At 33.3% G+C, this 26,379-nt stretch carries 22 protein-coding genes; all 22 read right to left on the reverse strand.

Translation table 11 applies throughout. The features are described 5' to 3' along the window. Positions 1-310: 310 nt before the first annotated feature. Complete coding sequence (gene rplT / locus BP17_RS09260; protein WP_035053759.1) at positions 311-673, reverse strand: 50S ribosomal protein L20; 363 nt, start codon at positions 671-673, stop codon at positions 311-313. A gap of 106 nt (positions 674-779) precedes the next feature. Then, positions 780-977 (reverse strand): 50S ribosomal protein L35, encoded by a 198-nt coding sequence (rpmI, locus tag BP17_RS09265; protein ID WP_034548081.1) that lies wholly within the window; start codon positions 975-977, stop codon positions 780-782. A gap of 25 nt (positions 978-1,002) precedes the next feature. Beyond that, positions 1,003-1,524 (reverse strand): translation initiation factor IF-3, encoded by a 522-nt coding sequence (gene infC, locus BP17_RS09270; protein ID WP_035053763.1) that lies wholly within the window; start codon positions 1,522-1,524, stop codon positions 1,003-1,005. Positions 1,525-1,831: 307 nt separating this feature from the next. Continuing rightward, positions 1,832-2,653, reverse strand: coding sequence for a TspO/MBR family protein (locus BP17_RS09275; protein WP_051910512.1), 822 nt, complete (start codon positions 2,651-2,653; stop codon positions 1,832-1,834). A 170-nt stretch (positions 2,654-2,823) separates the two neighbouring features. Then, positions 2,824-3,339 carry a flavodoxin domain-containing protein gene (locus BP17_RS09280; protein WP_035053765.1) on the reverse strand — a complete coding sequence of 172 codons (516 nt, stop codon included), beginning with the start codon at positions 3,337-3,339 and terminating at the stop codon, positions 2,824-2,826. Further along, positions 3,336-4,937: a phytoene desaturase family protein gene (locus tag BP17_RS09285; protein ID WP_035053766.1), complete on the reverse strand. Its 1,602-nt coding sequence runs from the start codon at positions 4,935-4,937 to the stop codon at positions 3,336-3,338. Before BP17_RS09285 ends, BP17_RS09280 begins: the two co-directional genes overlap by 4 nt. Positions 4,938-4,941: 4 nt before the next feature. After that, positions 4,942-5,871, reverse strand: coding sequence for an SDR family NAD(P)-dependent oxidoreductase (locus BP17_RS09290; protein ID WP_035053768.1), 930 nt, complete (start codon positions 5,869-5,871; stop codon positions 4,942-4,944). A gap of 11 nt (positions 5,872-5,882) precedes the next feature. Next, positions 5,883-6,338, reverse strand: coding sequence for a DUF2358 domain-containing protein (locus BP17_RS09295; RefSeq protein WP_035053769.1), 456 nt, complete (start codon positions 6,336-6,338; stop codon positions 5,883-5,885). Positions 6,339-6,809: 471 nt separating this feature from the next. Then, complete coding sequence (locus BP17_RS09300; protein WP_035053771.1) at positions 6,810-8,513, reverse strand: SulP family inorganic anion transporter; 1,704 nt, start codon at positions 8,511-8,513, stop codon at positions 6,810-6,812. Between the two features lies 1 nt (position 8,514). Next, on the reverse strand, positions 8,515-9,078 hold the full coding sequence (locus BP17_RS09305; RefSeq protein WP_332248699.1) for a TetR/AcrR family transcriptional regulator: 564 nt from the start codon (positions 9,076-9,078) through the stop codon (positions 8,515-8,517). Between the two features lie 456 nt (positions 9,079-9,534). Then, complete coding sequence (locus BP17_RS09310; protein WP_035053775.1) at positions 9,535-9,963, reverse strand: hypothetical protein; 429 nt, start codon at positions 9,961-9,963, stop codon at positions 9,535-9,537. A gap of 42 nt (positions 9,964-10,005) precedes the next feature. Further along, the gene (locus BP17_RS09315) at positions 10,006-10,344 is read right to left on the reverse strand and encodes a hypothetical protein (protein ID WP_035053778.1); all 339 of its coding nucleotides are present in this window, start codon (positions 10,342-10,344) and stop codon (positions 10,006-10,008) included. A gap of 184 nt (positions 10,345-10,528) precedes the next feature. Further along, positions 10,529-10,939: a DUF7000 family protein gene (locus BP17_RS09320; protein WP_051910514.1), complete on the reverse strand. Its 411-nt coding sequence runs from the start codon at positions 10,937-10,939 to the stop codon at positions 10,529-10,531. A 706-nt stretch (positions 10,940-11,645) separates the two neighbouring features. Then, the gene (gene thrS / locus BP17_RS09325; RefSeq protein ID WP_035053782.1) at positions 11,646-13,583 is read right to left on the reverse strand and encodes a threonine--tRNA ligase; all 1,938 of its coding nucleotides are present in this window, start codon (positions 13,581-13,583) and stop codon (positions 11,646-11,648) included. 379 nt (positions 13,584-13,962) lie between these two features. Beyond that, the gene (gene dnaI / locus BP17_RS09330) at positions 13,963-14,892 is read right to left on the reverse strand and encodes a primosomal protein DnaI (RefSeq protein WP_035053785.1); all 930 of its coding nucleotides are present in this window, start codon (positions 14,890-14,892) and stop codon (positions 13,963-13,965) included. A gap of 2 nt (positions 14,893-14,894) precedes the next feature. Beyond that, positions 14,895-16,343, reverse strand: a complete 1,449-nt coding sequence (locus BP17_RS09335; RefSeq protein WP_035053789.1) for a replication initiation and membrane attachment family protein — start codon at positions 16,341-16,343, stop codon at positions 14,895-14,897. A 21-nt stretch (positions 16,344-16,364) separates the two neighbouring features. Continuing rightward, positions 16,365-16,835, reverse strand: coding sequence for a transcriptional regulator NrdR (nrdR, locus tag BP17_RS09340; RefSeq protein ID WP_035053792.1), 471 nt, complete (start codon positions 16,833-16,835; stop codon positions 16,365-16,367). 179 nt (positions 16,836-17,014) lie between these two features. Continuing rightward, the gene (gene coaE, locus BP17_RS09345; RefSeq protein ID WP_035053795.1) at positions 17,015-17,614 is read right to left on the reverse strand and encodes a dephospho-CoA kinase; all 600 of its coding nucleotides are present in this window, start codon (positions 17,612-17,614) and stop codon (positions 17,015-17,017) included. A 15-nt stretch (positions 17,615-17,629) separates the two neighbouring features. Continuing rightward, positions 17,630-18,469 (reverse strand): DNA-formamidopyrimidine glycosylase, encoded by an 840-nt coding sequence (gene mutM, locus BP17_RS09350; RefSeq protein WP_035053798.1) that lies wholly within the window; start codon positions 18,467-18,469, stop codon positions 17,630-17,632. A 70-nt stretch (positions 18,470-18,539) separates the two neighbouring features. Beyond that, on the reverse strand, positions 18,540-21,200 hold the full coding sequence (polA, locus tag BP17_RS09355; RefSeq protein ID WP_035053801.1) for a DNA polymerase I: 2,661 nt from the start codon (positions 21,198-21,200) through the stop codon (positions 18,540-18,542). A gap of 193 nt (positions 21,201-21,393) precedes the next feature. After that, complete coding sequence (murC, locus tag BP17_RS09360; RefSeq protein ID WP_035053804.1) at positions 21,394-22,722, reverse strand: UDP-N-acetylmuramate--L-alanine ligase; 1,329 nt, start codon at positions 22,720-22,722, stop codon at positions 21,394-21,396. Positions 22,723-23,121: 399 nt separating this feature from the next. Continuing rightward, entirely contained in the window at positions 23,122-26,187 is a 3,066-nt protein-coding gene (locus tag BP17_RS13840; protein WP_035053806.1) for a DNA translocase FtsK, read from the reverse strand. Between the last annotated feature and the right edge of the window lie 192 nt (positions 26,188-26,379).

Below are 26,379 nucleotides of genomic sequence, written 5' to 3' on the forward strand. Positions count from 1 at the left end.
TGGTGTGGATACTTCAAGATAAAATTTTTTCTGAAATTTACAGATTTGCTTGTGGAGCCATGATATAGACTGTAAGCCTTTGGTATTATAGCCTTTTCAAGCTTCAAAAATCCGTAATCGTGCTAAAGCGCCAACGTTTTGTAATTCCCATTGAATTCAATGCAAGGCTACAAGTAACTCTATTCCTACAGAATTTTTGGACGGGCCATTTAATTAATTGATTTATCCAAACCAAAAATTATACGACCATTTTTTATACACAAAAAAGCTGCTTCGTATTAAAACGAAGCAGCTTTTAAGCTCAAAAAATTTATTTGTTGTTTAATGCAGTTTTAGCTTGTTCAGCTAATGCTGTGAATGCAGCAGCATCTGTTACAGCGATATCAGCTAACATTTTACGGTTAACTTCAATTTCTGCTAATTTAAGACCATGCATAAAAGTGCTGTAGCTCATGTTATTTAGACGAGCAGCTGCATTAATACGAGCGATCCATAATTTACGGAAATCACGTTTCTTTTGACGACGGTCTCTATAAGCATAAGTATAAGATTTCATTACTTGTTGCTTAGCTGTTTTGAATAAAACATGTTTTGAACCATAGTATCCTTTTGCTAATTTTAATATTTTTTTACGACGTTTACGAGTAACCGTTCCACCTTTTACACGTGGCATATTAATTTCCTCCTCTAAGATGTTTTCTCTACAAGAAAACTCTTTTGACTAATTTAAATTACATTTGCTCATTTCACAATGAACTGATTATGCTAAAAGTAACTGATTACCATTTAGCTAATTGTTGACGGATACGTTTCATATCGCTAGAAGATACCATTGTTGATTTGCGTAATTTACGTTTTTGTTTTTGTGATTTGTTTGCAAACATATGGCTTGTTTTAGCATGGTGACGTTTTAATCCGCCGTTACCTGTTCTTTTAAACCGTTTTGCTGAACCACGGTGTGTTTTTTGTTTTGGCATTTGTTATTTCCTCCTCAAAATACTCTTACTTTTCACTCTTTGGTGCTAAAATTAAGAACATACTGCGACCATCCATTTTAGCAGCTGATTCAATAGTTGAAATATCAGCTGTTTCTTTAGCTAGACGATCTAACACATCTTTACCAATACTTTTATGGGTAATAGCACGACCTTTGAATCGGATTGAAGCTTTCACTTTGTCTCCATTTTCAAGGAACTTACGTGCATTACGTAATTTAGTATTGAAATCATTCAAATCAATTGTAGGACTTAACCTAACTTCTTTGAGATTAATGACTTTTTGATTTTTACGAGCTTCGCGCTCTTTTTTCTGTTGCTCAAAACGGAATTTACCGTAATCCATAATACGTGCTACAGGTGGTTTTGCTTTTGGAGCTACTAGTACTAAGTCTAAGTTTGCTTCTTCTGCAAGTTTTAACGCTTCACTTTTGGTAATTACACCAAGTTGTTCGCTGTCACTACCAATAACGCGTAATTCACGTGCACGAATGCCGTCATTTACCATCATATCTTTTGCTATGGTCATACACCTCCATTAGATTTGAGAGAAAGAACAGCAGAAAAATAGGCAAGTTCATTACGAACCCGCCTATAAATAATTTCTAACTCACACCGAATGCAAGTTATCATCGTTTATATCTAGCCCAGAGACACTTTCGTCAACTTAGGCGAGAAGCGGGTGCTTCTGCTTGATTTTCTCAACTTATTTATTATACTTCACTGAATCAAAATTGTCAATCATATTTTGCTAGCTTTTCACTTTAGTGTTGTTTATCAGCTGAGACTGTCTTAATACTTCATTTGAGAAAAAAGCCTCCCAAAATTCATTTAATTCAAATCAACGGTTTACCTGAGTATTGTTTTTTGCTCACTGAATTATCTGGCATGATACTATATCGGTTTTTATAAAATTGGATTGCTGAAATCCCAACCAAAATTACTATTCCTATCAGAGCAACGTTTTGCAAAAAGGTATACTGTCCTTGAAATCCTTCAGGCGCTAATAAATAATTATAGATTCCAAAATATGCCCAAGCGATAGGAATTGGGAATATTGCGTTTTTAGTGCTTAATAAGACTATCAAAGTCAATCCTACTGCAACTAGAAGAATAATCGCACTCCAAGTCTCAGCGGATATTCCAAATCTATCCCATTCAATTTTAACAAGCCAAGCGGCTATATTTACTACCGTTGCTATAAAAAGCCATCCTGAATATAAACCAAAAGTAATTGGCAGCAACCAGCGTTTTCGCGTTTGGATTTTTCCGATTTTTTTTACAATTAGAATCATGATGATTAGAAAACTAAAAATAAAGATTGTTGATAAACCAATCAAGTTATAAGAAAAACTTATTATCCACACAATATTTAAAGCACATGATACCCAAAAGAGAAAGCTGATTTCATCAACAGCACGTCCATAGTATGATTCTTTATTTTTAATAATCATGACAATTATCGAAATAATCAAAAATGTGTAAATAACGCTCCAAATGCTAAAAGTTGAGGGTGCTGGTGTAATTAAAGTTGGGTACATATCTGATACTTCTTTTTGCGAAAGACCATTAATTAAACCAAAAGCACCCATACCATTAATAATTAATGTGATAACTAATAAAATTGCATTGATATATGTTTTTGTTTTTTGTTTCATTTTCCTACTCCTTTTATAATTTTTCTGACATTCCACAGCACTATAAAATTTATGTTTTAGCCTTTAAAACAATACTGTGATTTTTCTGACCTGTTAGCTTTTAACAAATAAAGATCTATAGTCCAATTTGACAAACAAACTGACATAAAAGATAAATCTCTAAGTCCATCTTAAATCTTTTTAGTATAAGAAACAATCGCTTGAATATGCTTTTTATCTACATAACTTGTCGGATGATAATAACTTTCAAGGATTGCCTCTTCATCTTCCTTTTTATTCTTCTTCTTTTCTATAATTTTTATAAATATATTGATCATTAATTTAACAATTCCTTTCACCTTAGAAAAATCAATGCCTCCAGGCAAATAGAAGAATGTATGGAATGCTAACTGATCTTTATTAAAATTATTGGTTTTAATATCTGTGATATCTTTCTCAACATTATTATTACCTGCACAGGCAAAAATAATGATTGGTTTTTCTTTGAACCACTCAAGAACTTTTCTGATATTATTCATTCTGCCGATATATACACCACTACCAAAAATAATAGTGTTATAGTTCTTTATTTCTGATTTTTTAAATTTTGAAAAATCTCTTATTTCCCAATCTAATTCTTCCGCGATCCAAGTTGCATACTGAAAAGTATTTCCATATTTGCTTTTATATAGAACAATATTTTTCATTGTCTTTTTCCTTTCCGCAAAGTCTTAATTGCTTTATCAGCTGCAATCTTTCCGGTTAAGATACTGATTGGTAAACCTGAAGGACTGAAAGTCCACTGGCCAGCTTGCAATGTATCTGGAATTGGCGTGTTACACGTTTTTTTGATTTTAGTCATCTTGGTTATAGTTGGTATACTATCATTTGTAAAAGCCCAGCCGGTTATTCCACCTTCGAGATTACCGCTTAGTCTTTCAATGGTGAGTGGCGAAGAACTAAATTGATGGATCACTTTTTGCTTTATTTCTCCATAAATACTGTCATCAAGGACACTAATCATCTTATCTTCAGCAAAACACTTAAATTCTTCATAAAAACCTAAGGCTTTAATATTACTGATAAAATCATAATCCATTAGAACACTGACCATCAATCCAGTCTTTCCTTTTGGAGCAAGTTTTTCATTCCGCAATGCAGGGATGGCAATTTCATAAGTAGTATAGTCCAGATACTCACTCATCCAATCAAAAATTTCTTTTTTTTCAGTTGCTTTACTTACCGTTTTCAGTTTCTCAAAGGTGGTAGATTGACCTGTTTTATCAGGTGTATAGAAAAAATGACCACTTGATTTTTTTTGGAAGTACTGATTGTCCAAGTCAACAGCTAGATACAAAGAATAAATTGAATCCCCTGCTCTTTTTCCTTTGAGCAGTTTTTTCTGCTTCTCTATTCCTTTCTTGATTTTATTATCATCGATCGTTTCTATATCGATCGATTTGTATAGCTGATTCGTATCCGCTGCCCAAATCAACTGATTATATTCGTGATACTGGTCATTCTGATCAAGAAGGGTTTTATTAAAAGGGTCAATTTTTTTTATTTCTGTACCTGTTTTTATAACGCCTTCTGTTTTAATGATATACTCTTTTAGCTTTTCAGCTAAATTAAGGGTTCCTTTAAGTGGATACTCATAATCCAAGTACAAACTGAAATAACTTAATGCAAAAGAAGCAGGAGTTTTTTGGAAAAAATGTTGGCTTATTATATCAATCAATGATTGATTATCAGTTAACTGACTCAGATAGTCATAAACGGGTAAATTGAAATTTTTAATTTTACCTGATTTTGCCAAAAATTTGAATAGCCAAGGAAATAATACTTTAAAAAGATAGTTCTTATCTTTCTTTAAATCTTTGAATAGAGGGTTCTCAATTCCATATAGAATATCCATATAATCCATAACTTTTTTTATCTCATGAAGTATGACATCAATATCATTTTCACTATCAGGATAAAGTTTTACAAGCATTTCTCGATAATCATTTAGACTGTCAATTGTTTCAACTCGTATCACTTCCTTTTCAATCCCGATTGTTACAACACTCTTGACAAATTCAACATTTATATTGAGCTGCTTTAACATAGGCTTAACAATTCCGGAATCAATGATTCCTCTGGCACCCGAATCAAACAAAAAACCGTCATAATAGAATGAGCTCGCTAAACCACCAACTTTATCTTCTTTTTCGCATAGCAGTATTTTATAGCCGTTTTTTGATAGAAAAGCTGCACTTGTCAATCCGGCGATTCCCCCACCAACAATAACTGCATCATATCTCATTCTATCACCCACCTTTTTGTATTAAACCGGTCATTTTCAAACTCAGATTCCATATTTCTTCTTGTTTTTTCGAATCTAAAGCATGTTTTGCTGGTTTCTCTTCGATTGTTAGATTGAAAAACGTACCACTAACATTGCTTAATTCACTAGCTGAAGCTAAATAATAAATTGCCTCCCCAGATATTTCCGGATCTTTTAAAAAATGCCAAGTTACATGGTGTAAAAACCACCGGTATAATCTACCGTTGTTATTACCAATGTTAGTTTTCACTCCACCCGGGTGCATTGCATTGATTGTAACACCGGTACCTTTTAGATTTTCCGCTAACTGCCTAACAGTCAATAATTGTGCCGTCTTAGAAGCCCCGTAACTTCTCAAGCCAGTATAAATACGCTTTTCCCAATTTAAATCATTTGTTTTCAATCCGTTAAAGCGATGTCCTTCAGAATTAATTTGGATAATTCTTGATGGCGAAGATTCAATCAGTCTATTCAATAACAGATTAGTAATCAAAAAAGACGCCAAATGATTGATACAAAAAACCATTTCATAACCATCTTTATTTAATATTTTTTTAGTTGAATGGATGCCAGCACTATTGATCAATACATCCACTCTTGGATATTTATCTAAGATTGCCTTAACAGCTTTTTCAACTTGTTTCAAATCAGAAAAATCGGCAATAAAATAATCGACAAAAATAGAATATTTTTTTTCAAGCTCTTTTTTGACAGCCTTAGCTTTTTTTTCGTTCCTAACCAACATCACAATATCCGCTTTGCCGGCAGCTAATTTTTTTACAGCTTCATAACCTACACCGGAAGTTGCCCCAGATACGACACAAATTTTTCCATCCATCGATTCATCACTCTTTTTTTGAACAGTTCTACTATTTTTGATGAACAGCAATTGTTCTGGAAATTTATTTATCACTTTGCATCTCCTTATCCAAAAAATGCTCTCATAAACCAACGATAAATTGATCTGATAATAGGAATCTCATCATAAATATCACCCCAAAGATCGTAATAATCTCTTTGTTCAATAATTAGACCCTTGCTATCAAAAATTAATCTTGTAGAACCATAAATCGGTTTCGCTGGAAAAAATCGGAAGGACATTGTCATCTTCCAGTCCATCATTACAACATTATCATTTTTAATAATATGATAGATATCCATTTCTAAACTTTTGCAGCGTTTAGCCAAACGATTACACATTGCTTCAAACTTAACTTTACCTTCTATGCTCTGGATTGAATCTTGAAAAATGATATGTTCATGATAAAACGGAAAAATATGTGACCAGTCTGGTTTTCCTTCTCCGCTATAGGTTTTTGACCACACCTCTTTAATTTCTTCAATAGATACTAGTTTATTTTCTGATACGTCTGTTGTCATAAAGACACCCCATCTTTGTTTCTTGTTAATACCATTGTACCAAACTATTATAGAAATCGTTCACAATACGAATAGCTGCTTTATAAAACTTTAAGTAAAAAAACACTACACAGTAAATAAATCAAAAATTCACTATCGTTAGCTGAATTTACTTTTGTAAAACACTTTAGAAATAAGTAATGATAGTATCCATTTGTTATTTAATCCAAGATGAGCTCTTTCTAGACTGAAGAATCCCTTAACACTAAAAATAATGGAAAGCTGTCCCTTGTAAAATTTTTATTACTATTTAACCAATTTCATCATTGCTATACTGCACTTCACGTATAACGAGCTGAACATTTAAAAATTCATAAAAAAAGAACCAATGCTTTAACCGTCTAAATAAGCTGACGGAAGCATTGGTTCAAGATTATGATAGTTTTTTAGAATAAATATTAAAAGCTTATTGTCGTTAATTTGTATAAGATTTTATAAATCAGATTTGCGATCTGCTTTCACCATTTCGCTTGCTACCTTGATTGCATCTTTAGTTGCATCAAAGAAACGATCTTCTCCAATTTTTTCAACAAACCCACTTTTTCCTAAAACATTCATGGGTTGAGTATTCGTTTCAGAATATAAAATTAGTATGTTTTGCGCTTTACATCTTTTCTCTAACTGTTTTACGGCATTCAAAGCTGTTGCATCCATACTATTAACATTCTTCATTCTTAATATCATTACCTCTGTTGTACTCTTCATCTCATTAAGCATGTCTAGGAATGTATTAACGACCCCATAAAATAGCGGACCATTCACTTCATAGATTGCAATTTTGCTATCTAAATGTTCTCTTAATGATTCATCCAAAACATCAGATTCGTCTTCTTCTTCATCTGTAAAAATTCCAAGCTCGTGGCTTACGTTCTCTATCAGTTTATTTTCTGACATCCTTTTTACAAATAAGAACATTGCTATGACCATTCCAACTTCTATTGCGACAACTAAGTCGAATAACAAAGTTAACACAAAAGTAACTAGCAACACAGCTACATCGCTTTTAGTTGAATAAAAAATCCCTTTAAACGATCTCCACTCGCTCATGTTATATGCAACAATAACTAAAATTGCTGCTAATGTAGCCATTGGAATTAGTTTCGCTAGTGGCATGAAAACTAACATGATCAATAACAAGGTTAAAGCATGAACTATTCCAGCTACCGGTGTTCGTCCACCATTTTTCACATTTGCAGCAGTCCGTGCTATTGCTCCTGTTGCTGGAATACCACCAAATAGCGCTGATGAAATATTAGCTACACCAAGTGCAACAAGTTCCATATTTGAATTATGTTTTTTCCCAATCATTCCATCAGATACAACTGCAGATAACAATGATTCAATACTTGCTAAGAATGCAATTGTCAATGCGGGTCTAATCAGTTCTTTAATAATTGGTAACGATATATCGATTGCTGAAAAGTCAATCAACTGAATAGAATTGGATATATTTCCAAATCTACTTCCAATAGTTTCAACAGGAATATTAAATACTTTAACAAAGAAAGTAACTAATACTAATGCTATTAATGATCCAGGAATTTTTTTATTGATTTTCGGCCAAAATATGATAATTAAAAGTGAAATTAATCCAACTAAAGTTGTTGATAAATCTATTGTATTAAAATTTTGAATATAAACTTCCCATTTTTCTATAAATTCAGAGGGAACTTCATCAATCTGAAGTCCAAAAAAATCTTGAATTTGAGTTGATAATAATACAATTGCAATTCCACTTGTAAACCCAGTCGTCGTTGGATAAGGTATGTACTTGATTACACTACCCAACTTAACTACGCCCATAATAATCATGAATATACCAGCTAGAATTGTCGCAATTAGCAAACCATCTAAACCATACTGCGCAATAATTCCATATACAATAACGACAAACGCCCCAGTTGGTCCGCCAATCTGAACTCGACTTCCTCCTAAGAAGGAAATTAAAAACCCACCAATAATAGCTGTTATAAGACCTTTTTCAGGTGCGACTCCTGAAGCAATTGCTAGTGCAACTGATAAAGGTAATGCTATAATCGCAACAATAATACCAGCAATTATATCATCTTTTAATTGATTTTTAGGTAATTCTTTCTTTCTGTTTTTTATGATTGAAAAAAATTTTGGCTTTAGCATGTCATTCTTCCTTCTTTAACATATTTTCTAATATTTTCCACTCTTGTTCATAACCGCTTTCTATGTTTAGTTTTGAATAAATAATCTCACTCGATAATAATCCGTGAATAACAGACAAAAACATAACCGTCAACAAATCATTATCTTCTTCTTTATTATTATTCGAAAGCGAACTACTACTTATAAGCTCTTTTACTTTTTTATAGCGTTGCCCCGACAAATCTATTATTTTTTGACTTATTTCACTATCCATCGTATCAGGTGGAAACAAAAGCAATCTTTTCCAAAACAAAAGTTTTTTACGCGAACTGTTGTAATAGTTTAGAATTCCTAAAAAAAATTCTTTTAGATTCTTTGATTGAGATTCAACGACGGTAAAGTATTCATCAATCTCTTTATTAAATAATTGATATAACAACTCTTCTTTACTTGGAAAATGTGCATAAATAGAAGCCTTTTTTATCCCTACGATATTAGCAACTTCATTCAAAGAAAACTCCATACCTTTTTCAGCAAATAGTCCGAATGTTGCATCTATAATTTTTTGTTTTGTTTCCAGAATGATCTCACTCCTTCCCTACCTTCCGTTTGGTAGGCAATTAATATTTTACATAGATTTAAGAGAAATGTCAAATGAATTATATATATATTAGAGAGAGAGTATACATATGACATTAAAAAAATTTAGACTTCATACTTATTTATCACTTAATTAAAAACAGTCTGTGCCCCGTCACGCCAAACTATTTCTTCATTATAATAACTAATAGTACCTACAAATAGATAAGGTTCAAAACAGAGAGGGCACTCTAAGATGAGATTAATCATCATGGAGTGCCTTTGTTTGGTTTCTCAAACACTTTATTATATTGAAATATTAAAGGTATAATCAAAGCAAAACCTATATTTAAACGATGATTTGTTGCAATCCAACTCAGTCTTCATTTATGCACTGATTTCTTTCATATCGTATTCAAAAAGAGGTCGAACATCCTATTTTTTCAATAGTTTCGGCAATAGATTATAAGTAAAATAATGTAGCGATTATAGAAATTACAATAGAGTAGTAATGATACCATTGCGTCTTCATTTTATGTAGCAAAAATACACTTATTGCAGCAACTGCAAACATGATCAAACCGACTATAATCGGTTTTTCAAATAACTGTACTCCAATCCCAATCACAAAGGTAGCAAGTGAACTAGTAAGCACACTAGCTTTAAGCCAGTCGAGTGTCTTGGTACGATATATTATCAAACATAGAAGCAGCCATATGATCCCATATCCAACTCTCAAGAATGAAACAAAGTTATATGGGCTCTCTTGACTTGCCATATTTTCAAAAACCATAAAAATAAGAAAATACAAGATAAAAGTTGCTGCCAATGTAATAAAACTACCTATTGTAACAAGTATTCCTTTCTTGAGTACATCATAATTTTTATTCATATATCAGTCGCCTACTCTCCTCATACTTAACTTTCATTAAAGCTAAAAAGTCTTTCTATTTTCTTTTCGACTGAGCCATCCTTCTAATAATACACCATATAAAATCCCAGCCACAAAACTGATGGAATCTTGAAATTCTGTCGAACTGTAGAATGCAAAGGAAATTAAAAGGCCTAACAGACCTCCACGAAGTAATGCTTTACTTCTAACCGTCTTCCCCCATGGAGCTCCAACGACCAGACCAATAATAATTCGGTTATACCATAGTGAAAATACAAAAGCAGGAGAAGCTGAAAAACCAGATCGTAAATATGCTCCTATGACGCAAACAATCCCTAATAAAGCTCCACCAATAAGAGCTACTCTCATTCTCTCTTTCATCTTTTTACTCTTTTTAGACCGTTTAAGGTCCATTACTTTTTACTTTATAAGCTCTTTCTCTTTAATTTTTATCCGCCGTTCTATCGTAATATACTCATAGCTCAATTTCACCTTGACTGTACTGCTAAATTCATAGCTACAGTAGGATCTTATATAAATTTACATTTATTTTAAACTAAACAACTCAGTACATGGATTGATTGCTAGTCAAAAACTGGGTTTCAATTTCTTGTATAAAATTTATTACACCAGTATCAATTTGTTTTGTTAATTCAGGTAAATTGTCAAAATTAGGATCATTGACCAATGTGGCTTCAATAATAGATGACATCCCTTTTTCATCAGCGGTTAAGATATAGTTTTTCAATTGATAGTTGCTGAATTTATTATGGTAGCCCGACATAATATTTCTATTTTTTCCAGAAAGCCAAACATCAAATCTCATTTTATCATGTTTAAAAACAACTATATATTTCAAATCTTTTTGCTTTGTCAACTTAGAGGTAAGGGTGAAGAAGGTCAAGTCCATGTACCCTTGATAAAAATTTGCTGAAACGTCATACTCTGGATATTTTTCTTTAAAGTGTTTACGCAATAATTTAATTTATTGTATTAAACCTTTATATGCTTCTTGTACATTAGTTCCTTTCAAAATTTCTCCATATTCCGATAGACTTTTATTAAGAGATTCCATATCTAAATATACCTCCTTTTAACCCTCGAATATGCTATTTCATTACTGTCATATTTATTAATCAAACCTATAAATACAATGCTTTAGCTTCACTCAAGATTACTAAACTATTTACTTAACTCCTTATACTGCAATCATAAGTCACCATTAGAATTATTGCAAAATATACTGATTAATTTTAAATAACGTCATCAAATAATATAATTGTCTCTCTAACACATCACTCTACCATATAAAGATTGTAGTGATTTGAGTCATCTCAAAAAAACATTTTTTTGAAGCAGCTTGACTCATTAGAAAACTTAAGTGCCTATTATAAAGTGACGAACAAATTTGAAAGGTTACCCACATGAATCTTTTTAACCTAAAAAAAGAAGAGCATCCTTCCAAAAGGAAGGATGCTCTTACACAATGCAGCTATGCTTGCCAAAAATTGAAAATCAAGTTGATCACAACAATTATCTCGTAGGCAAAAGAAAAAATTTAAATGGTATTTGCAAAAATAACGAAATAAATCCCAGCTCAAAAATAATCTCATTGCATACTATCTTCTAGGATTGATCATAATCTCATAGTTCATTTACTAGCTATTTATCATTAATATCACTTATTTACTGAAGTTTTTGATTTCTGCTGAAATTTTTTCTAAATAATCAGTTAGCGCAATCGTTTCAGTAGTCTTTTCGCCATACTTACGTACCGCAACTGTGTTATCTTGAACTTCGCTGTCTCCAACAACTATTTGATAAGGTATTTTCTGTGTTTGAGAGGCACGTATTTTATACCCCATTTTTTCATTCCGTTCGTCAACTTCCACACGCATACCTATGCTATCCATTTGTTTTTTAATTTCATAGGCATAATCTGTATGCATATCTAAATTGACAGGAATAATCGTAGCTTGTACTGGGGATAACCAAGTAGGAAAAGCCCCTTTGTATTCTTCAATCAAGTAAGCTACAAAGCGTTCCATAGTCGAAATGATGCCACGATGAATAACAACTGGACGGTGAGAATTTTCACCATCTTCTCCTACATATGTCAGGTCAAATCGTTCTGGAAGCAAGAAGTCTAGTTGGATCGTTGAAAGAGTTTCTTCAATTCCAATAGCTGTTTTTACTAAGACATCAAGTTTAGGACCATAAAAAGCCGCTTCTCCTTCTGCTTCAAAGTAGTCTAATTTCATATCATCCATTGCTGCTTTTAGCATTGTTTGAGCTTTTTCCCACATGTCATCATCATCAAAATATTTTTCTGTATTATTAGGATCGCGGTAGCTTAGACGGAAACGATAATCATTGATATTAAAGTCTTCATATACAGCTAACATTAATTCTAATGTCCGTTTAAATTCATCTTCAATTTGATCTGGACGTACAAATGTATGACCATCATTAAGTGTCATTTCACGAACACGTTGCAATCCAGATAAAGCTCCACTCTTTTCATAGCGGTGCATTTGACCTAGTTCAGCAATTCGAATCGGCAATTCACGGTAGCTATGCACATCGTTTTTGTACACCATCATGTGATGAGGACAGTTCATCGGACGCAAAACAAGCATTTCACCATCACCCATATCCATAGGTGGGAACATGTCTTCTTGATAGTGATCCCAGTGACCCGATGTTTTATATAAATTTACATCCGCCATAATGGGTGTGTAGACATGCTGATAGCCCAGACTGATTTCACGGTCGATAATGTATCTTTCGATCGTACGGCGAATCGTAGCTCCTTTTGGCAACCAGAAGGGCAAACCTGAACCTACTTCTGGAGAAATCATAAATAAGTCTAATTCTTTTCCTAATTTACGGTGATCACGTAATTTAGCTTCTTCACGCATTTGGATAAACTCTTTTAAATCTTTTTTATCGAAAAAGGCCGTTCCATAAACACGTTGCATCATTTTATTATTCGAATTCCCTCTCCAGTAAGCACCAGCAAGAGATAATAATTTGAATACTTGAATGCGACCTGTTGAAGGAACATGGACTCCACGACATAAATCTACAAAATCTCCTTGATCATAAACCGTAATGGTTTCTGATTTTGGAAGGTCAGTAATCAATTCGACTTTATAAGGATCATCTTTAAAAATTTCTAAAGCTTCTTCTCTAGAAACTTCTTTGCGGACAATTGGATTGTTCTCTTTTACAATTGACATCATCTCAGCTTCAATTTTTGGAATATCCTCTTCAGTAATCGGTGTTTCAGTATCTGTGTCATAGTAGAATCCAGTTGAAATTCCAGGACCTACACCAAATTTTATATCTGGGTATAAACGACGTAAGGCATTTGCCATTAAATGAGCTGATGAATGACGAATGATCTGTAAGGCATCTTCATGCTCCGGTGTAACGATTTCAATTTTTCCATCTACCTCTAGCGGGCGTACTAAATCGACTAATTCCCCGTTAAATTTACCAGCTAATGCTTTTTTAGCTAATCCTTTGCTGATGCTTTCAGCAATATCTTTTGTAGACGAACCAGCAGGAAAAGCTTTTACTACTCCATCTGGAAAAGTAATCTTAATTTCTGACACAATACATTCCTCCATAATCTAATTTAAAATACAATCCTTATTCAGCAAAAAAAAAAAATCCCATCTATAGTATATTAAATACTATAAACGGGACGTTCATTACGTGGTTCCACCCAGATTCAGAATTTAGCAAACACACTAAACTCACTCTAAGCTGTTAACGCTAGCTAAACGACCAACTGCTAATATGAAAAAGGTTCACAGCGGCACTCGAAAGGGGTCAAAACAAGAACGAAATTAGAAAACTCTCAGCAAATGTTTTCTTCTCTAAAAAATCGCAACCGAGTTTAGGTGTCTTTCTCAATGATTTCTTTTATACTTATTATTAAAGCACTTTTTAATTCTAATTTCAAGGGGAGAATGTATATTATTTTGTTTTTTATTGAAGATGGCGTCGATTAGAACCAGTCATGTTAACCTCTTTAGCTAAATAGCGCACTCGCTCCATAATTCTTTTAGCTTTTAACGGTTCATCTTCGCCTCTTTGAGTCACTCTTAGATGTTCTTCTTCAAGTTGCTTCATGTCAAAATTAGAAGAGAAGAAAGTTGGCAATTGTTCTTGCATCCGGTACTGCAAAATCACTCCTAATACATCATCACGAATCCAACTAGACATTGAATCAGCACCAATATCGTCAAGCATTAAGATTGGCGCTTTCTTAACGAACTCTAACTTCTCTCCTGTGTTATTCTTACCAATAGACTGTTTCATTTCTACTGCAAAAGAGGGAAAGTGCATCAAGGTAGTAGAAAAGCCCTTTTCTGCTAGTTCGTGTGCTAACGCCCCTAACAAATAGGTTTTGCCAACACCAAATGATCCTTGTAAATACAATCCTTTATGAAATGCTTTTGGATTAGTCAAATAATCATGAATGAAATTATATACTTCAGAAACAGCTAGTCTTCGTTCATCAGTCATTTCAAAATCAGCTAACTTTGCATTACGAACATCTTTAGGCATATCCATCGAATAAATCCGATTTTTAATTTCTAATTCTTTTTGTTTAGCAATCAATTCCGCAGAAGGCACGTAAGTTACATCAATATAATGATAGTTCAAAACTAATTTAGGATGGTAGCCTGGAGCCATCATTCCTTTTTTTAAATTGAATTTCTTTTTCTCTTGAACATATTCATATAACTTAGCATAACTTTTGATAATTGCTTCATCATTAAGTTTTTGACGATTCTCTGCAATAAATTGCTTTACATCTAAATCATCTAGCACTTCTTGAATCAATTCTTCGTACTTATGATTCAAATTTCGTTCCTTGATCATTCGTGTCAGACTTTCTCCAATATCCTCCATTGTTAGTCACCTTCTTTGCCAAAATTTTGAATTCGTTTCAAACGTTCCATAAACGATTGCTTTTCTTCTTCACTCATTGGCGTTTCTTCTGGTTGGCTATTTTCTGCTTTAGCCCAATCCGGAAGTGTTTCTTTTCTAATCGTCGGTTGCTTACTATAATTGCCTTTGCTTCTATTTTGAGTATATGTTTTACTACGATTCTCTTGTTGTTGTCTTTTTTCAGAATTATCTAAATACATTTTTTTCACCTTTTGAATTGCTTCCTCAGGTGCGACTACTTTTTCTTGCGCCCAATCATTAGCAATTTTGTATGCTAACTTTTGGTCAAGAGTTGGATTATTCCTTACAACTAAAATATAATGAATCAGAATATTAATAACAGAAGTCGGTATGTTAGCTTTTTTTACAATCTCTTCTAAAGTCCATTCTTCATATTTTGTAACAAAACCGTTTTTTTGATCTTTAATAGAGTTCATAAAATCAACTGGACTTATTTGCTCACTGACTTCAATAACCGCAATATCCTCTTTTGTTAATCCTTTTTGCGTTAATTCATTTTCACGCATTTTTTGTTGATTAGAATCAACTTGTATGTCTTTTTCTACAACATCTTTCAAAGAAATATTTTGTTGGTTTTTATTATGGTAATCATCATATGCTAGCTTTTTCATTTTTTTCTCATCAATTTGGCCCGTCTCAATATCTGAAGCATTAAGCACAAATTGCTGTAACGCTAATTCATCTAATCCATATAATGTGTGCAATACCAATATTGCCTCTTCAATTTCTTTGGTAATAGAAGAGCGATTGATATATTGTTGATTCAATCCTGCATAGAAAAAATTCAAATCAAATGTTTTTGAATCGATTTTTGGATTTGAAGAACTCGTTTTCCCTATATATGAAACAGGTTCTTTCAATAGTTCTTTTTCTCTTTTTAATAATTCAGCATCAAATTGAAAGACATCTAAAAAGGACTTCGTGACTTCCTGAAATTTCTTCTTGTCTATACTTTCTACAACAAATCGATTTCTTAATTTTTTAAATTTTCGTTCTCCAACTTTTTCTAGTAATAAAAGACTTAATAAATCATCTTTAAAAAAAACATCACTCATTTGAGGAGCTTGCAATTCGTATATTAGTAGTTTAGTTGGGGCTGTTTGAAGATAAGTTTTGAGCAATCCAATTGCTTCCAGCTTGATCCGGGCTTGATACAACTCAGGAATACCGATATTTAGTAATGCCAACAGCTCGGAATGTAAAATCCCTCCACTCCAGTACGCCTCTTCTTCAATCTCAGTCCATAGTGTCATATAAAGACTATATGCTGCGGTTCCTATTAAAGGTTGATACAAAAAAGTAAGGATTTTTTGATCGATATCCGAAAGTAAAGCTTGTTGTTTTACTAAAAAACCATCTTTAGGACTTAAGTTTTTCCATGGATACCCCAAAATGACTCATACCTTTCTATCTCAATTATTTTTTTCAGCTTTTTTTCTTTCAAATTCTTGTAACTCTTTTAAAAAGACACTCATATCTTTAAACTGACGGTATACGCTAGCAAAACGGATATAGGCTATTTCATCAATATCAGCCAATTTTTCCATGATGTATTCCCCGATAATAGCAGAGGAAATTTCATTTTCACCTAGGCCTCTGATTTGATTTTCTACTTCATCTACTATTTTTTCAACTTGCTCCATAGCTACTGGTCGTTTCTCACAAGAACGTATCAGACCTCTTAAAATTTTCTCGCGGTTAAATTCTTCTCGAGTACCATTTTTTTTAATGACCAAAAGGGGTGTCTTTTCGACTCGTTCAAATGTAGTAAAACGGAACTTGCAAGCTTCACATTCTCTTCTTCTACGAATAGCGCGTCCATCATCTGCTGGACGACTATCTACAACTTTAGAATTATTATTTTGACAGCGTGGACATTGCATATTTATCATCCCTATCTTAAGTGTTCTTCGTATCTACATGAATCGCGCACGAAAATATTTACTCCATTATACCATACAACAACCAGAGATTAAACCGTTTGAAAATCAGGGAATGCTTCGATTGTAGCAAAAAAAAACAACCCATAAATGATTGTTCTTTTCGCCTTATTCTTTATGCTCTAATTGGTTTTTGTTTTAGTTATCCAGTCTAAAACTTGTTTTTTCGTATTCTCGATCGTTCCGTTATTATCAATAATAATATCTCCAAGAATGACTTTTTTTGAGATAGGCAGCTGGGAATCGATTCTTTGAATTGCTTCTTTTTTCCCAAGATTGTCTCTCTTCATTAATCGATTTAGCTGAATCTCTTCTGATGTGGCTACCACCATAACTTGATCTACATATTTTTCATATTCCACTTCAAATAAAAGTGGAATATCCATAACAATGATTGCTGGACTTTGCTTTAAGTAATCATTCATTTTAGATATGAGCCATTGATGTATATACTGAGACAAAATTTCGTTCAGCAACTCTCTTTTTTTCTTATCCTTAAAAACGATTTCACCTAATGCAGCACGATCTAATGTCCCATCTGCTTGAATAATTTTATTCCCAAATTCTTTTCTTATTTTATTTAATCCAGCTGTTCCTGGTTTTACTACTTCTCTTGCTCCAACATCTGCATCCACTACTGGGTAGCCTTGTTCCTTAAATATTTTGCTTACAGTCGATTTACCTGTAGAGATTCCCCCTGTTAACCCTAGAATTACAGTCATCCTAACCCTCCTTTATTACTGATCAGCTGTTAGTTTTTGACAATTAGAACAAAAATGAGTGCCTCTTTGCGCAACTTTTATTTTTTCTATTGGTGTACCGCAACGAATACATGGAATACCTTTTTTTCCATAAACAGCTAATTTCATTTGAAATGTTCCTGCTTCTCCTAACGCATTTTGATAAGTCCGAATAGTTGTTCCGCCCGCTTTGACTGCGTCACCAAGTACCTTGATGATTGATTTGTGTAATTGAGAAACTTCACTTTTATTCAAGTTATTTGCGATTCTCAGTGGATGTATTTTGGCTAAAAAAAGTACCTCATCTACATAAATATTCCCTAAACCAGCTACAATTTTTTGGTCCAGTAAAAGTGGTTTAATGGCTCTTTTTTTAGTTTGCAGAGCATTATAAAAAGTTGTTTCATCAAAATCTTTTTCAGTGGGCTCTGGGCCAAGTAACTTTATGCCCGTCATACTGCATTCTTTCCCTAAGGGTACTAGGGTCATTCGTCCAAATTTGCGTACATCCAAATATCGTAAATCTCTCCCATCCGCTAAGTGAAAAACCACGTGTGTATGCTTTTTAAGTGGCTTTGATGATTCTTCCACTTCATATTTACCTTCCATCCGCAGATGTGAAACCATTGTCCACTGCTTGAAATGAAAGATGATATATTTGCCACGGCGATCAAATCCAATAATTTCCTCACCTGCTAAAAGTTGCTTAAATTCATTGCTTTCGATAGAACCGGAAATAATCCGATCCCAGTATACATCAACGGACGTTATACTTGCTCCTAACACAAGTTTTTCTAACCCTTTTCTAACTGTTTCAACTTCTGGTAACTCTGGCAAAATTCTACTTCCTTTCTACATAAGGAAAGTGTCCTTGCTATCAACGAAAATAGCAAAAACACTTTCTTTATTATTTAGCTTCGTACCAACTTTTCCCACTATTGCTATCAACTTTTAATGGAACAGCTAATTCTACTGCCCCTTCCATAACTTCGATAACTAATGCTTCTAGTTGTTCTATCTCATCTTCAGGAACTTCAAAGATAAGTTCATCATGAACCTGCAACAACATGGTTGCTTTCATCTTTAATTCTTTTAATTTTTTATCCATTTTGATCATAGCAATTTTTAAAATGTCTGCTGCACTACCTTGAATAGGTGTATTAATAGCAATTCTTTCAGCAAATGAACGCAAATTGTAATTTCGAGAATTGATTTCTGGTAAATAGCGACGGCGTTGGAAAAGTGTTTCAACAAAACCTTTATCTTTTGCCTCTCTCACAATATCTTCCATATACGTTTTTACGCCTGGATACTTTTCAAAATACGTATCAATAAATTGTTGTGCTTCTTTTCGACTGATCCCTAAGTTTTGTGACAAGCCATAATCGCTTATGCCATAGACAATTCCAAAGTTAACGGCTTTAGCTCTGCGTCGCATCTCAGGCGAAACATCTTCTGGAGAAGCAATGCCAAAAACACGCATAGCCGTACTTGAGTGGATATCTTGACCTTCAATAAAGGCCTCTTTTAGTAAGGTATCACCTGAAACATGTCCCAATACACGCAATTCAATTTGAGAATAATCGGATGCAAAGATTTTCCAACCCTCATGACTAGGAACGAAAGCTTGCCTAATTTTTCTGCCTTCTTCTAATCGAATCGGTATATTTTGCAAGTTAGGGTCAACCGAGCTTAAACGTCCAGTTTGTGCGACTGTCTGCATATAGCGAGTATGAATCTTACCTGTTTTTTTATCAATTACTTTGAGTAATCCTTCTATATAAGTAGACTGAATTTTCGCGATTTGGCGATAATCTAAAATATGCTCTACGATAGGTGCTTGCTCTCTTAATTGCTCTAAAACATCAACTGCAGTTGAATAGCCAGTCTTTGTTTTCTTTATGACCGGATACCCCATTTTTTCAAATAAAATCACACCTAATTGTTTTGGTGAATTTAGATTAAACTTTTCACCAGCCAATTCATAGACTCGTTGTTCAATATCATTTAGTCGAACAGCAAATTCTTCTCTCATTTCCATTAAACGTTTATCATTCACCTTTATGCCAGTCAGTTCCATTTCAGCTAGAACAAATGACAAAGGCAATTCCATTTCATTAAATAACTTAGTCTGTTCATTTTCTTCTAAGTTATCTCCCAATTGTTTGCTTAAGACACGGATTGCTTTTATTTTTCTGGCAATATGGTCATACGTTAGGACTTTTTCTTCTGGTATAGTAATTTTGGCACCTTTTCCATAGACACTTTCATCAGAGGAGACTTCATAGTAATTATGTTCTGTAGCAACTTCAGATAGGTCTTTGCTATTATCCTTTGTATTCAACAAATAAGAAGCTAATAAAATATCAAAATTAATGGAGGTGATATCAATATTTTGTCTTTTTAAAGCTACATAAGTTCGTTTAGCATCAAAAACTTGTTTTTTAGCCTCTTCTTTACTCGCCCATTTTTTAAAATATTCAGATGCAAAAACTACTTCAGGGTCTGCAATATATATTTGTTTATCATTGCCCCATCCTACACAAAAAATTGGAGAAGTGTGGTAGTTGTCTCCCATCATTTCAACGTAAAGAGCCATATCATCACTAAACATGTCTGGTGTAACATCAGTCACTAGTTCATATGAAATTTCCTCTTTTTGGCTGTTTTGTTCAGCATCATATTCAGAAGTATCTAATTTACTTAGATGAGAATTAAAATCCATTTCTTTATAAAAACCTATGAGTTTTTCCATATTTGATCCAGAAAAGATTAAATCATCAATTTTAATTTCTAGTGGAGAGTCTGTATCAATAGTTGCTAGTTTTTTGCTTAGCAAAGCTATTTCCTGTTCATTTATAAGATTTTCCTTCATCTTACTTTTCTTTAATGAATCAATATTTTCATAAATTCCTTCGACCGAACCGTATTCTTTTAATAATTTCAAAGCTGTTTTTTCGCCAATTTTTGTTACTCCGGGTATATTATCTGAAGCATCACCAGCTAAGCCTTTCATATCAATAATTTGTAATGGGCTGATGCCCATCTCCTCTTGAATGGATTCAATTGTATATTCTTTCAATTCGCTAACGCCTTTTACCGTAATATCAACGCGTACATTTTCTTTTGCTAATTGTGTCAAATCTCGGTCTCCAGAAACAACTACTACATCATAAATAGTTGGATCAGCTTGTGCAGCTAAGGTTCCAATAATATCATCTGCTTCAAAATTTTCTAATTCATAATGCTTGATCCCAAATCCATCCAATAAATCTCTTAGATAGGGCATTTGTTCTGAAAATTCTCCTGGCGTTTTTGAACGTCCAGCTTTATAATCGTCAAAGAAACTATGACGGAATGTCGTATTTCCAGCATCAAAAGCAACCAATATATGAGTCGGTTTTTCTTTTGTTAAAACATTATCGATCATGTTGTGAAATCCATATAAAGCATTAGTGTGTAGTCCATTTTTATTTTTCATTCTTTCTAATTGTGTATGCAAAGCAAAAAAGGCTCTGTATGCTACACTATTCCCATCGATCAGTATTAATTTTTTTTTCTCATTCATATGAAATCTCCTTTTTGTTACTACTTTTATTGCTATTTATTTTAGTTTGTCTTTTAAAAAAACCTTTAATTGAACATACTTATCGTTACTATTTTAACAAAAAAATAACTAGATAGCGAACTTACCTATCACCTTTTACTAAAAAGAAACAGGTAATTATTGTATACAACAATAATTACCTGTTTCTTTTTAGTTATTTTGTTAATGATGAATGGCTTAGCAATGTTTCATAAGCTAATTCAAATTTTTGAACATCTCCAGCACCCATAAAAATAGCTACTGCATCATGGTGTTCTAATAATGGGGACATATTTTCTTCACTTAATATAACTGCTCCATTATTGATTTTATCAGCCATATCTTGAATTGTGATATTTCCTTGATCTTCTCTTACCGATCCAAAAATATCACACAAATAAATAGAGTCAGCTAAATTCAACGATTCTGCAAATTCACTCAGTAATGCTACTGTCCGAGTAAATGTATGTGGTTGAAAAATAGCGATAATTTCTTTATCTGGATATTTTTGACGAGCTGCATCAATTGTTGCCCGAATTTCAGATGGATGATGGGCATAATCATCAATGATTACCATATCTAACATCTGTTTTTCAGTAAATCTACGTTTAACACCTTTAAAAGTTTTTAAATTTTCTATTATGCCTTCTTTATCAATATTTTCATATTGACAAATAGCTATTACACTTAACGCATTTAATATATTATGTTTACCAAATATTGGAATATCAAAATGCCCGTAAAATTCATCTCTTACGTAAACATCAAAAGTAGAGCCAGTTGTTGAGCGAGTCATATTTTTTGCCTGAAAATCATTATGATCTCCAAATCCATAATATAAAATGGGTACATTAGCTTGAAGTTTTTGAAGTTGTTCATCATCACCACAAGCAACAATGGCTTTCTTCACTTGACTAGCCATTGATTGGAAAGCATCAAAGACATCATCAATACTGCTATAGTAGTCAGGATGATCAAAATCAATATTTGTCATAATAGCATAATCTGGTCGATAGGCTAAAAAATGACGACGGTATTCACAAGCTTCTAGTATAAAGAAGTCTGCATCAGGTACACCATGACCTGTACCATCTCCAATCAAATAACTTGTATTTTTAAGTGTACTTAAGACATGAGCCAACAAACCCGTAGTGCTTGTTTTTCCGTGTGAACCAGTAACCGCAATACTGTTATAATGACCAATAAACTGTCCAAGAAAATCATGGTAACGGATAACAGATAAACCTATTTCTTTTGCTGCAATAATCTCTTCATGATCATCTGGAAAAGCATTTCCAGCAATTACGGTTAATCCTGGATGAATATTTTCTTTGCTAAAATTTAAAATTGGAATGCCAGCTTCTTCAATATTTTTTTGAGTGAAAAAGTATTTTTCTATATCGGAACCTTGAACTTTAAATCCTTTATCATGCAAAATTAAAGCAAGAGCACTCATACCTGAACCTTTGATACCAACGAAATGATAAATTGTTTCTTTATTCATTACTTTATTTCCTCCATATTCGTAAATATAACTTTTTTCAACTACTTGTATTTGAAAGATATTTTTATATTTTATGTCCCAGTTCGTTCTTTAGATTTACATCATCATGCAGCAAAGTAAATCTTTATTGTATCTTATCAATTGCTAGATAAGCTGAATCGTCTGTAATTAATTAAAAAAGACAAAATTACAACGAACTTAGTATACCACGAAATAATTTAATAGCACACTTAAAACCTCTAATTACACTTACTCTTAGCAGAATGAAATATTGGGAACGGATTCAATTAAACAATTGACATACATCTTTAACATAATTTTTGTAAATGAAATTGAGTACACTTGTATTTAAAAATGAAAAAAAGGAGAGAAATCAATTTCCTCTCCTTTTTAAAGTTGTTATAGGAATTTTTCTTCATAATCAGCCTTTGTTAAAAAGACTTCTCGCGGTTTTGATCCTTTATGTCCTGATATAAAATTCTCATTTTCGAGTGATTCAATTAAATTAGCTGCTCGATTAAACCCTATTTTAAATTTGCGTTGAAGTGCTGAAGCAGATACTTGCCCTTCAGAAACAATATACGGCAGAACATCATCAAACAGATCATCTTTACCCTCTACAGATTCTAATTTTGCCATTAGAGATTCCGGCTCAAAAAGATACCTAGCAGGTCGCTGATCTTTTACATGTTTTACGATTCGTTCTATTTCTTTTTCAACATAAGTTCCTTGTACCCGTATTGGACGTCCAGAACCATTTTCTTGAAAGAGCATATCCCCTCTACCAAGAAGTTTTTCAGCACCACCTGTATCTAAAATAGTACGTGAGTCAATTTGGCTAGACACCATAAAGGCTACTCTAGTTGGAATATTATTCTTTATTGTACCCGTAATGACATCTACACTTGGTCTCTGTGTAGCAACAATCAAATGTATTCCAGCTGCTCGTGCTTTTTGAGTGATTCTTGCTATCGAATCTTGTACATCATTACTGGCTACCATCATTAAATCTGCTAACTCATCAATGATGATGACAATGTAAGGTATTTTCAAACCAAATTCTTTATGTTCTTCCGCTTTTTCATTAAATCGTTCAATATTTCGAACACCTGCTGCAGCTAGTTTTTGGTAACGTTCTTCCATTTCATTTACTGCCCATTTTAAAGCTTCGCTTGCTGCTTTAGGTTCAGAAATAACCGGAGAAAGTAGATGAGGAATTTCATTATAAGGAGCCAACTCAACTGCTTTTGGATCAATTAAAATTAATCTCACTTCACTTGGCGTAGCTTTGTACAATAAACTCACTAAAATCGAATTAATAAAAACACTTTTACCTGAGCCTGTTGCTCCAGCGATTAAACCATGAGGCATCTTATCAATCGTAGAAACTACTGCTTCTCCTGCAATATTAATTCCAATAGCTACAGTTAGAGGAGATTTACTTTCTTTAAACTCTTTACTTTCCATAACTTCAGATAGCATAACTGGTCTAGATTTTTTATTTGGAATTTCAATACCCACCGAGCTTTTCCCAAGAATTGGCGCTTCAATGCGGATATCTTTTGCAGCTAATGAAAGCTTTAAATCATCTGATAGATTTGTTATTTTATTAACTTTTACGCCGCGACCTAATTGGAGTTCAAATTGAGTAACTGCCGGACCAATTGTCCAACCGATTACTTGAGCATGAATGTTAAATGCATCTAGCGTCTCATTCAATATTTCTGCTTGGGTTAAAACCCAGTCATCAATTGCATTTGGTTCGAGTTTTACCGGGCGAAGTAAAAGATTTAGCGATGGAAACATATAATTTTCATCATAAATTTCTTCATTCATTTCCATTGTTATAATGGTATTTTCTAATGAGTCATCTCTTTCTTCCAGTTCAACTTCTTTCACACTACCTTCTTCAACTATTTCGATAAAAGCATTCTCTAGATTTTCTATAATATTTGTATCTGGTTGCACTTCTGGTTGCACTTCTGGTTGCACTTCTGGTTGCACTTCTGGTTGCACTTCTGGTTGCACTTCTGGTTGCACTTCTGGTTGCACTTCTGGTTGCACTTCTGGTTGCACTTCTGGTTGCACTTCTGGTTGCACTTCTGGTTGCACTTCTGGTTGCACTTCTGGTTGCACTTCTGGTTGCACTTCTGGTTGCACTTCTGGTTGCACTTCTGGTTGCACTTCTGGTTGCACTTCTGGTTGCACTTCTGGTTGCACTTCTGGTTGCACTTCTGGTTGCACTTCTGGTTGCACTTCTGGTTGTTTCATATTCTTAGTCGAAAATGTCTGTTTATCTAAATAATTCATTCGACTTAATGCAGCCATTAGCTCCATATTCTCAATTTCTTCAGAATTCTCAACTCTGAGCTTATTAGAAACTCGAATTGGACTGACAGGTTGTCTAATTTTTTTGGGTATTGGTATTGCTATTCCTTCACCAAAATATTTTGCAATATTTTTCCCTCGATTAAGTCTAATGTTTTGCTCGTCCTCAATCATACCTGCTAATGAACGAGATAATCCGCGTTTTTTCTTAATAGGATATAACGGCCTGTTTATAGCTATTGTCTCAGATTTATTGACAACAGCTTTTTGAACTTCAGAAATTCCAACTGGTTCTGGTTCTGGTTCTGGTTCTGGTTCTGGTTCTGGTTCTGGTTCTGGTTCTGGTTCTGGTTCTGGTTCTGGTTCTGGTTCTGGTTCTGGTTCTGGTTCTGGTTCTGGTTCTAGTTCTAAAACTGGTTCTGGTTCTAAAACTGGTTCTGGTTCTGGTTCTAGTTCTAAAACTGGTTCTGGTTCTAAAACTGGTTCTGGTTCTAAATCTAATTCTGTTTCCAATGCTAGTACTGGTTCTAATTTTTGTGCTTCTTGCACCATTTCTAGTTCTAGTACCACTTCTTCTTTTTGTTTAAAAACTGGATTTATTTCATCTAATAGGTATTCTTCAAACAACATAAAATCTTCTGGTCTTTTCTTCAACTCTGAAAGGATTTTTATATAGTCGATTTCTTCAATTTTTTCATTAGATCTTTCTTGAAAACCATAATAAGGGGATGGAACTTTTTGAACTTTAAAAGGGGTCGAACTTCTTCCCTCTTGAAAAGGTGTCGCCACATGTTTTAAAGATTCTTTTGAATAGTTTGTTTGTTTGATTCTTTTTTCAAATTGTTTTTTTTGTTTTTTTAATTCATCTTGTTTTCTTTGTTCTTCTTTACCAATGGTTGAGAGATAATTTCTAACAGAAATATTATTTTTTTGAAAAGTTGTAAAATCAATTTCTGGATTTTTCTCGTTATTTTTTATTAGTTGTTTAGTTATTTGGCTATCATCATTATTTAAATGTGAATTTTTGAGAGAATCTTCCTTATTTGTTACTTTCTCTGTATCCCGATAGAAAGGAAATTTGAATTTTTTTTGACTATCTTTATTTTTTTGATAACTAGGTCCATCATATTTAGGCATGATGACCCTCCTTTCCTACCTTACTCCAAATCTTATTTTACCATAAAAAATAAAGTGATTATAGGTGCATTCTTTAAGAAACAGACAATATCCTTTCAATTTGCGCATAAAAAAGCCAATATAAAAAGCTATCTTTCAAAAAAACATTTCGTTTTTTTGAAAGATAGCTTTTAAAGTGCTTTCCCAGAATAA

It is taken from the genome of Carnobacterium pleistocenium FTR1 (genome assembly GCF_000744285.1).
Lineage (GTDB): Bacteria > Bacillota > Bacilli > Lactobacillales > Carnobacteriaceae > Carnobacterium_B > Carnobacterium_B pleistocenium.

Excerpts from the sequence above, each read along its gene's own strand:
- rplT (WP_035053759.1), bottom strand. The coding sequence starts at position 673 with ATGCCACGTGTAAAAGGTGGAACGGTTACTCGTAAACGTCGTAAAAAA.
- rpmI (WP_034548081.1), bottom strand. The coding sequence starts at position 977 with ATGCCAAAACAAAAAACACACCGTGGTTCAGCAAAACGGTTTAAAAGA.
- infC (WP_035053763.1), bottom strand. The coding sequence starts at position 1,524 with ATGACCATAGCAAAAGATATGATGGTAAATGACGGCATTCGTGCACGT.
- BP17_RS09275 (WP_051910512.1), bottom strand. The coding sequence starts at position 2,653 with ATGAAACAAAAAACAAAAACATATATCAATGCAATTTTATTAGTTATC.
- BP17_RS09280 (WP_035053765.1), bottom strand. The coding sequence starts at position 3,339 with ATGAAAAATATTGTTCTATATAAAAGCAAATATGGAAATACTTTTCAG.
- BP17_RS09285 (WP_035053766.1), bottom strand. The coding sequence starts at position 4,937 with ATGAGATATGATGCAGTTATTGTTGGTGGGGGAATCGCCGGATTGACA.
- BP17_RS09295 (WP_035053769.1), bottom strand. The coding sequence starts at position 6,338 with ATGACAACAGACGTATCAGAAAATAAACTAGTATCTATTGAAGAAATT.
- BP17_RS09300 (WP_035053771.1), bottom strand. The coding sequence starts at position 8,513 with ATGCTAAAGCCAAAATTTTTTTCAATCATAAAAAACAGAAAGAAAGAA.
- BP17_RS09310 (WP_035053775.1), bottom strand. The coding sequence starts at position 9,963 with ATGAATAAAAATTATGATGTACTCAAGAAAGGAATACTTGTTACAATA.
- BP17_RS09315 (WP_035053778.1), bottom strand. The coding sequence starts at position 10,344 with ATGAAAGAGAGAATGAGAGTAGCTCTTATTGGTGGAGCTTTATTAGGG.
- dnaI (WP_035053785.1), bottom strand. The coding sequence starts at position 14,892 with ATGGAGGATATTGGAGAAAGTCTGACACGAATGATCAAGGAACGAAAT.
- nrdR (WP_035053792.1), bottom strand. The coding sequence starts at position 16,835 with ATGCAATGTCCACGCTGTCAAAATAATAATTCTAAAGTTGTAGATAGT.
- coaE (WP_035053795.1), bottom strand. The coding sequence starts at position 17,614 with ATGACTGTAATTCTAGGGTTAACAGGGGGAATCTCTACAGGTAAATCG.
- polA (WP_035053801.1), bottom strand. The coding sequence starts at position 21,200 with ATGAATGAGAAAAAAAAATTAATACTGATCGATGGGAATAGTGTAGCA.
- murC (WP_035053804.1), bottom strand. The coding sequence starts at position 22,722 with ATGAATAAAGAAACAATTTATCATTTCGTTGGTATCAAAGGTTCAGGT.
- BP17_RS13840 (WP_035053806.1), bottom strand. The coding sequence starts at position 26,187 with ATGCCTAAATATGATGGACCTAGTTATCAAAAAAATAAAGATAGTCAA.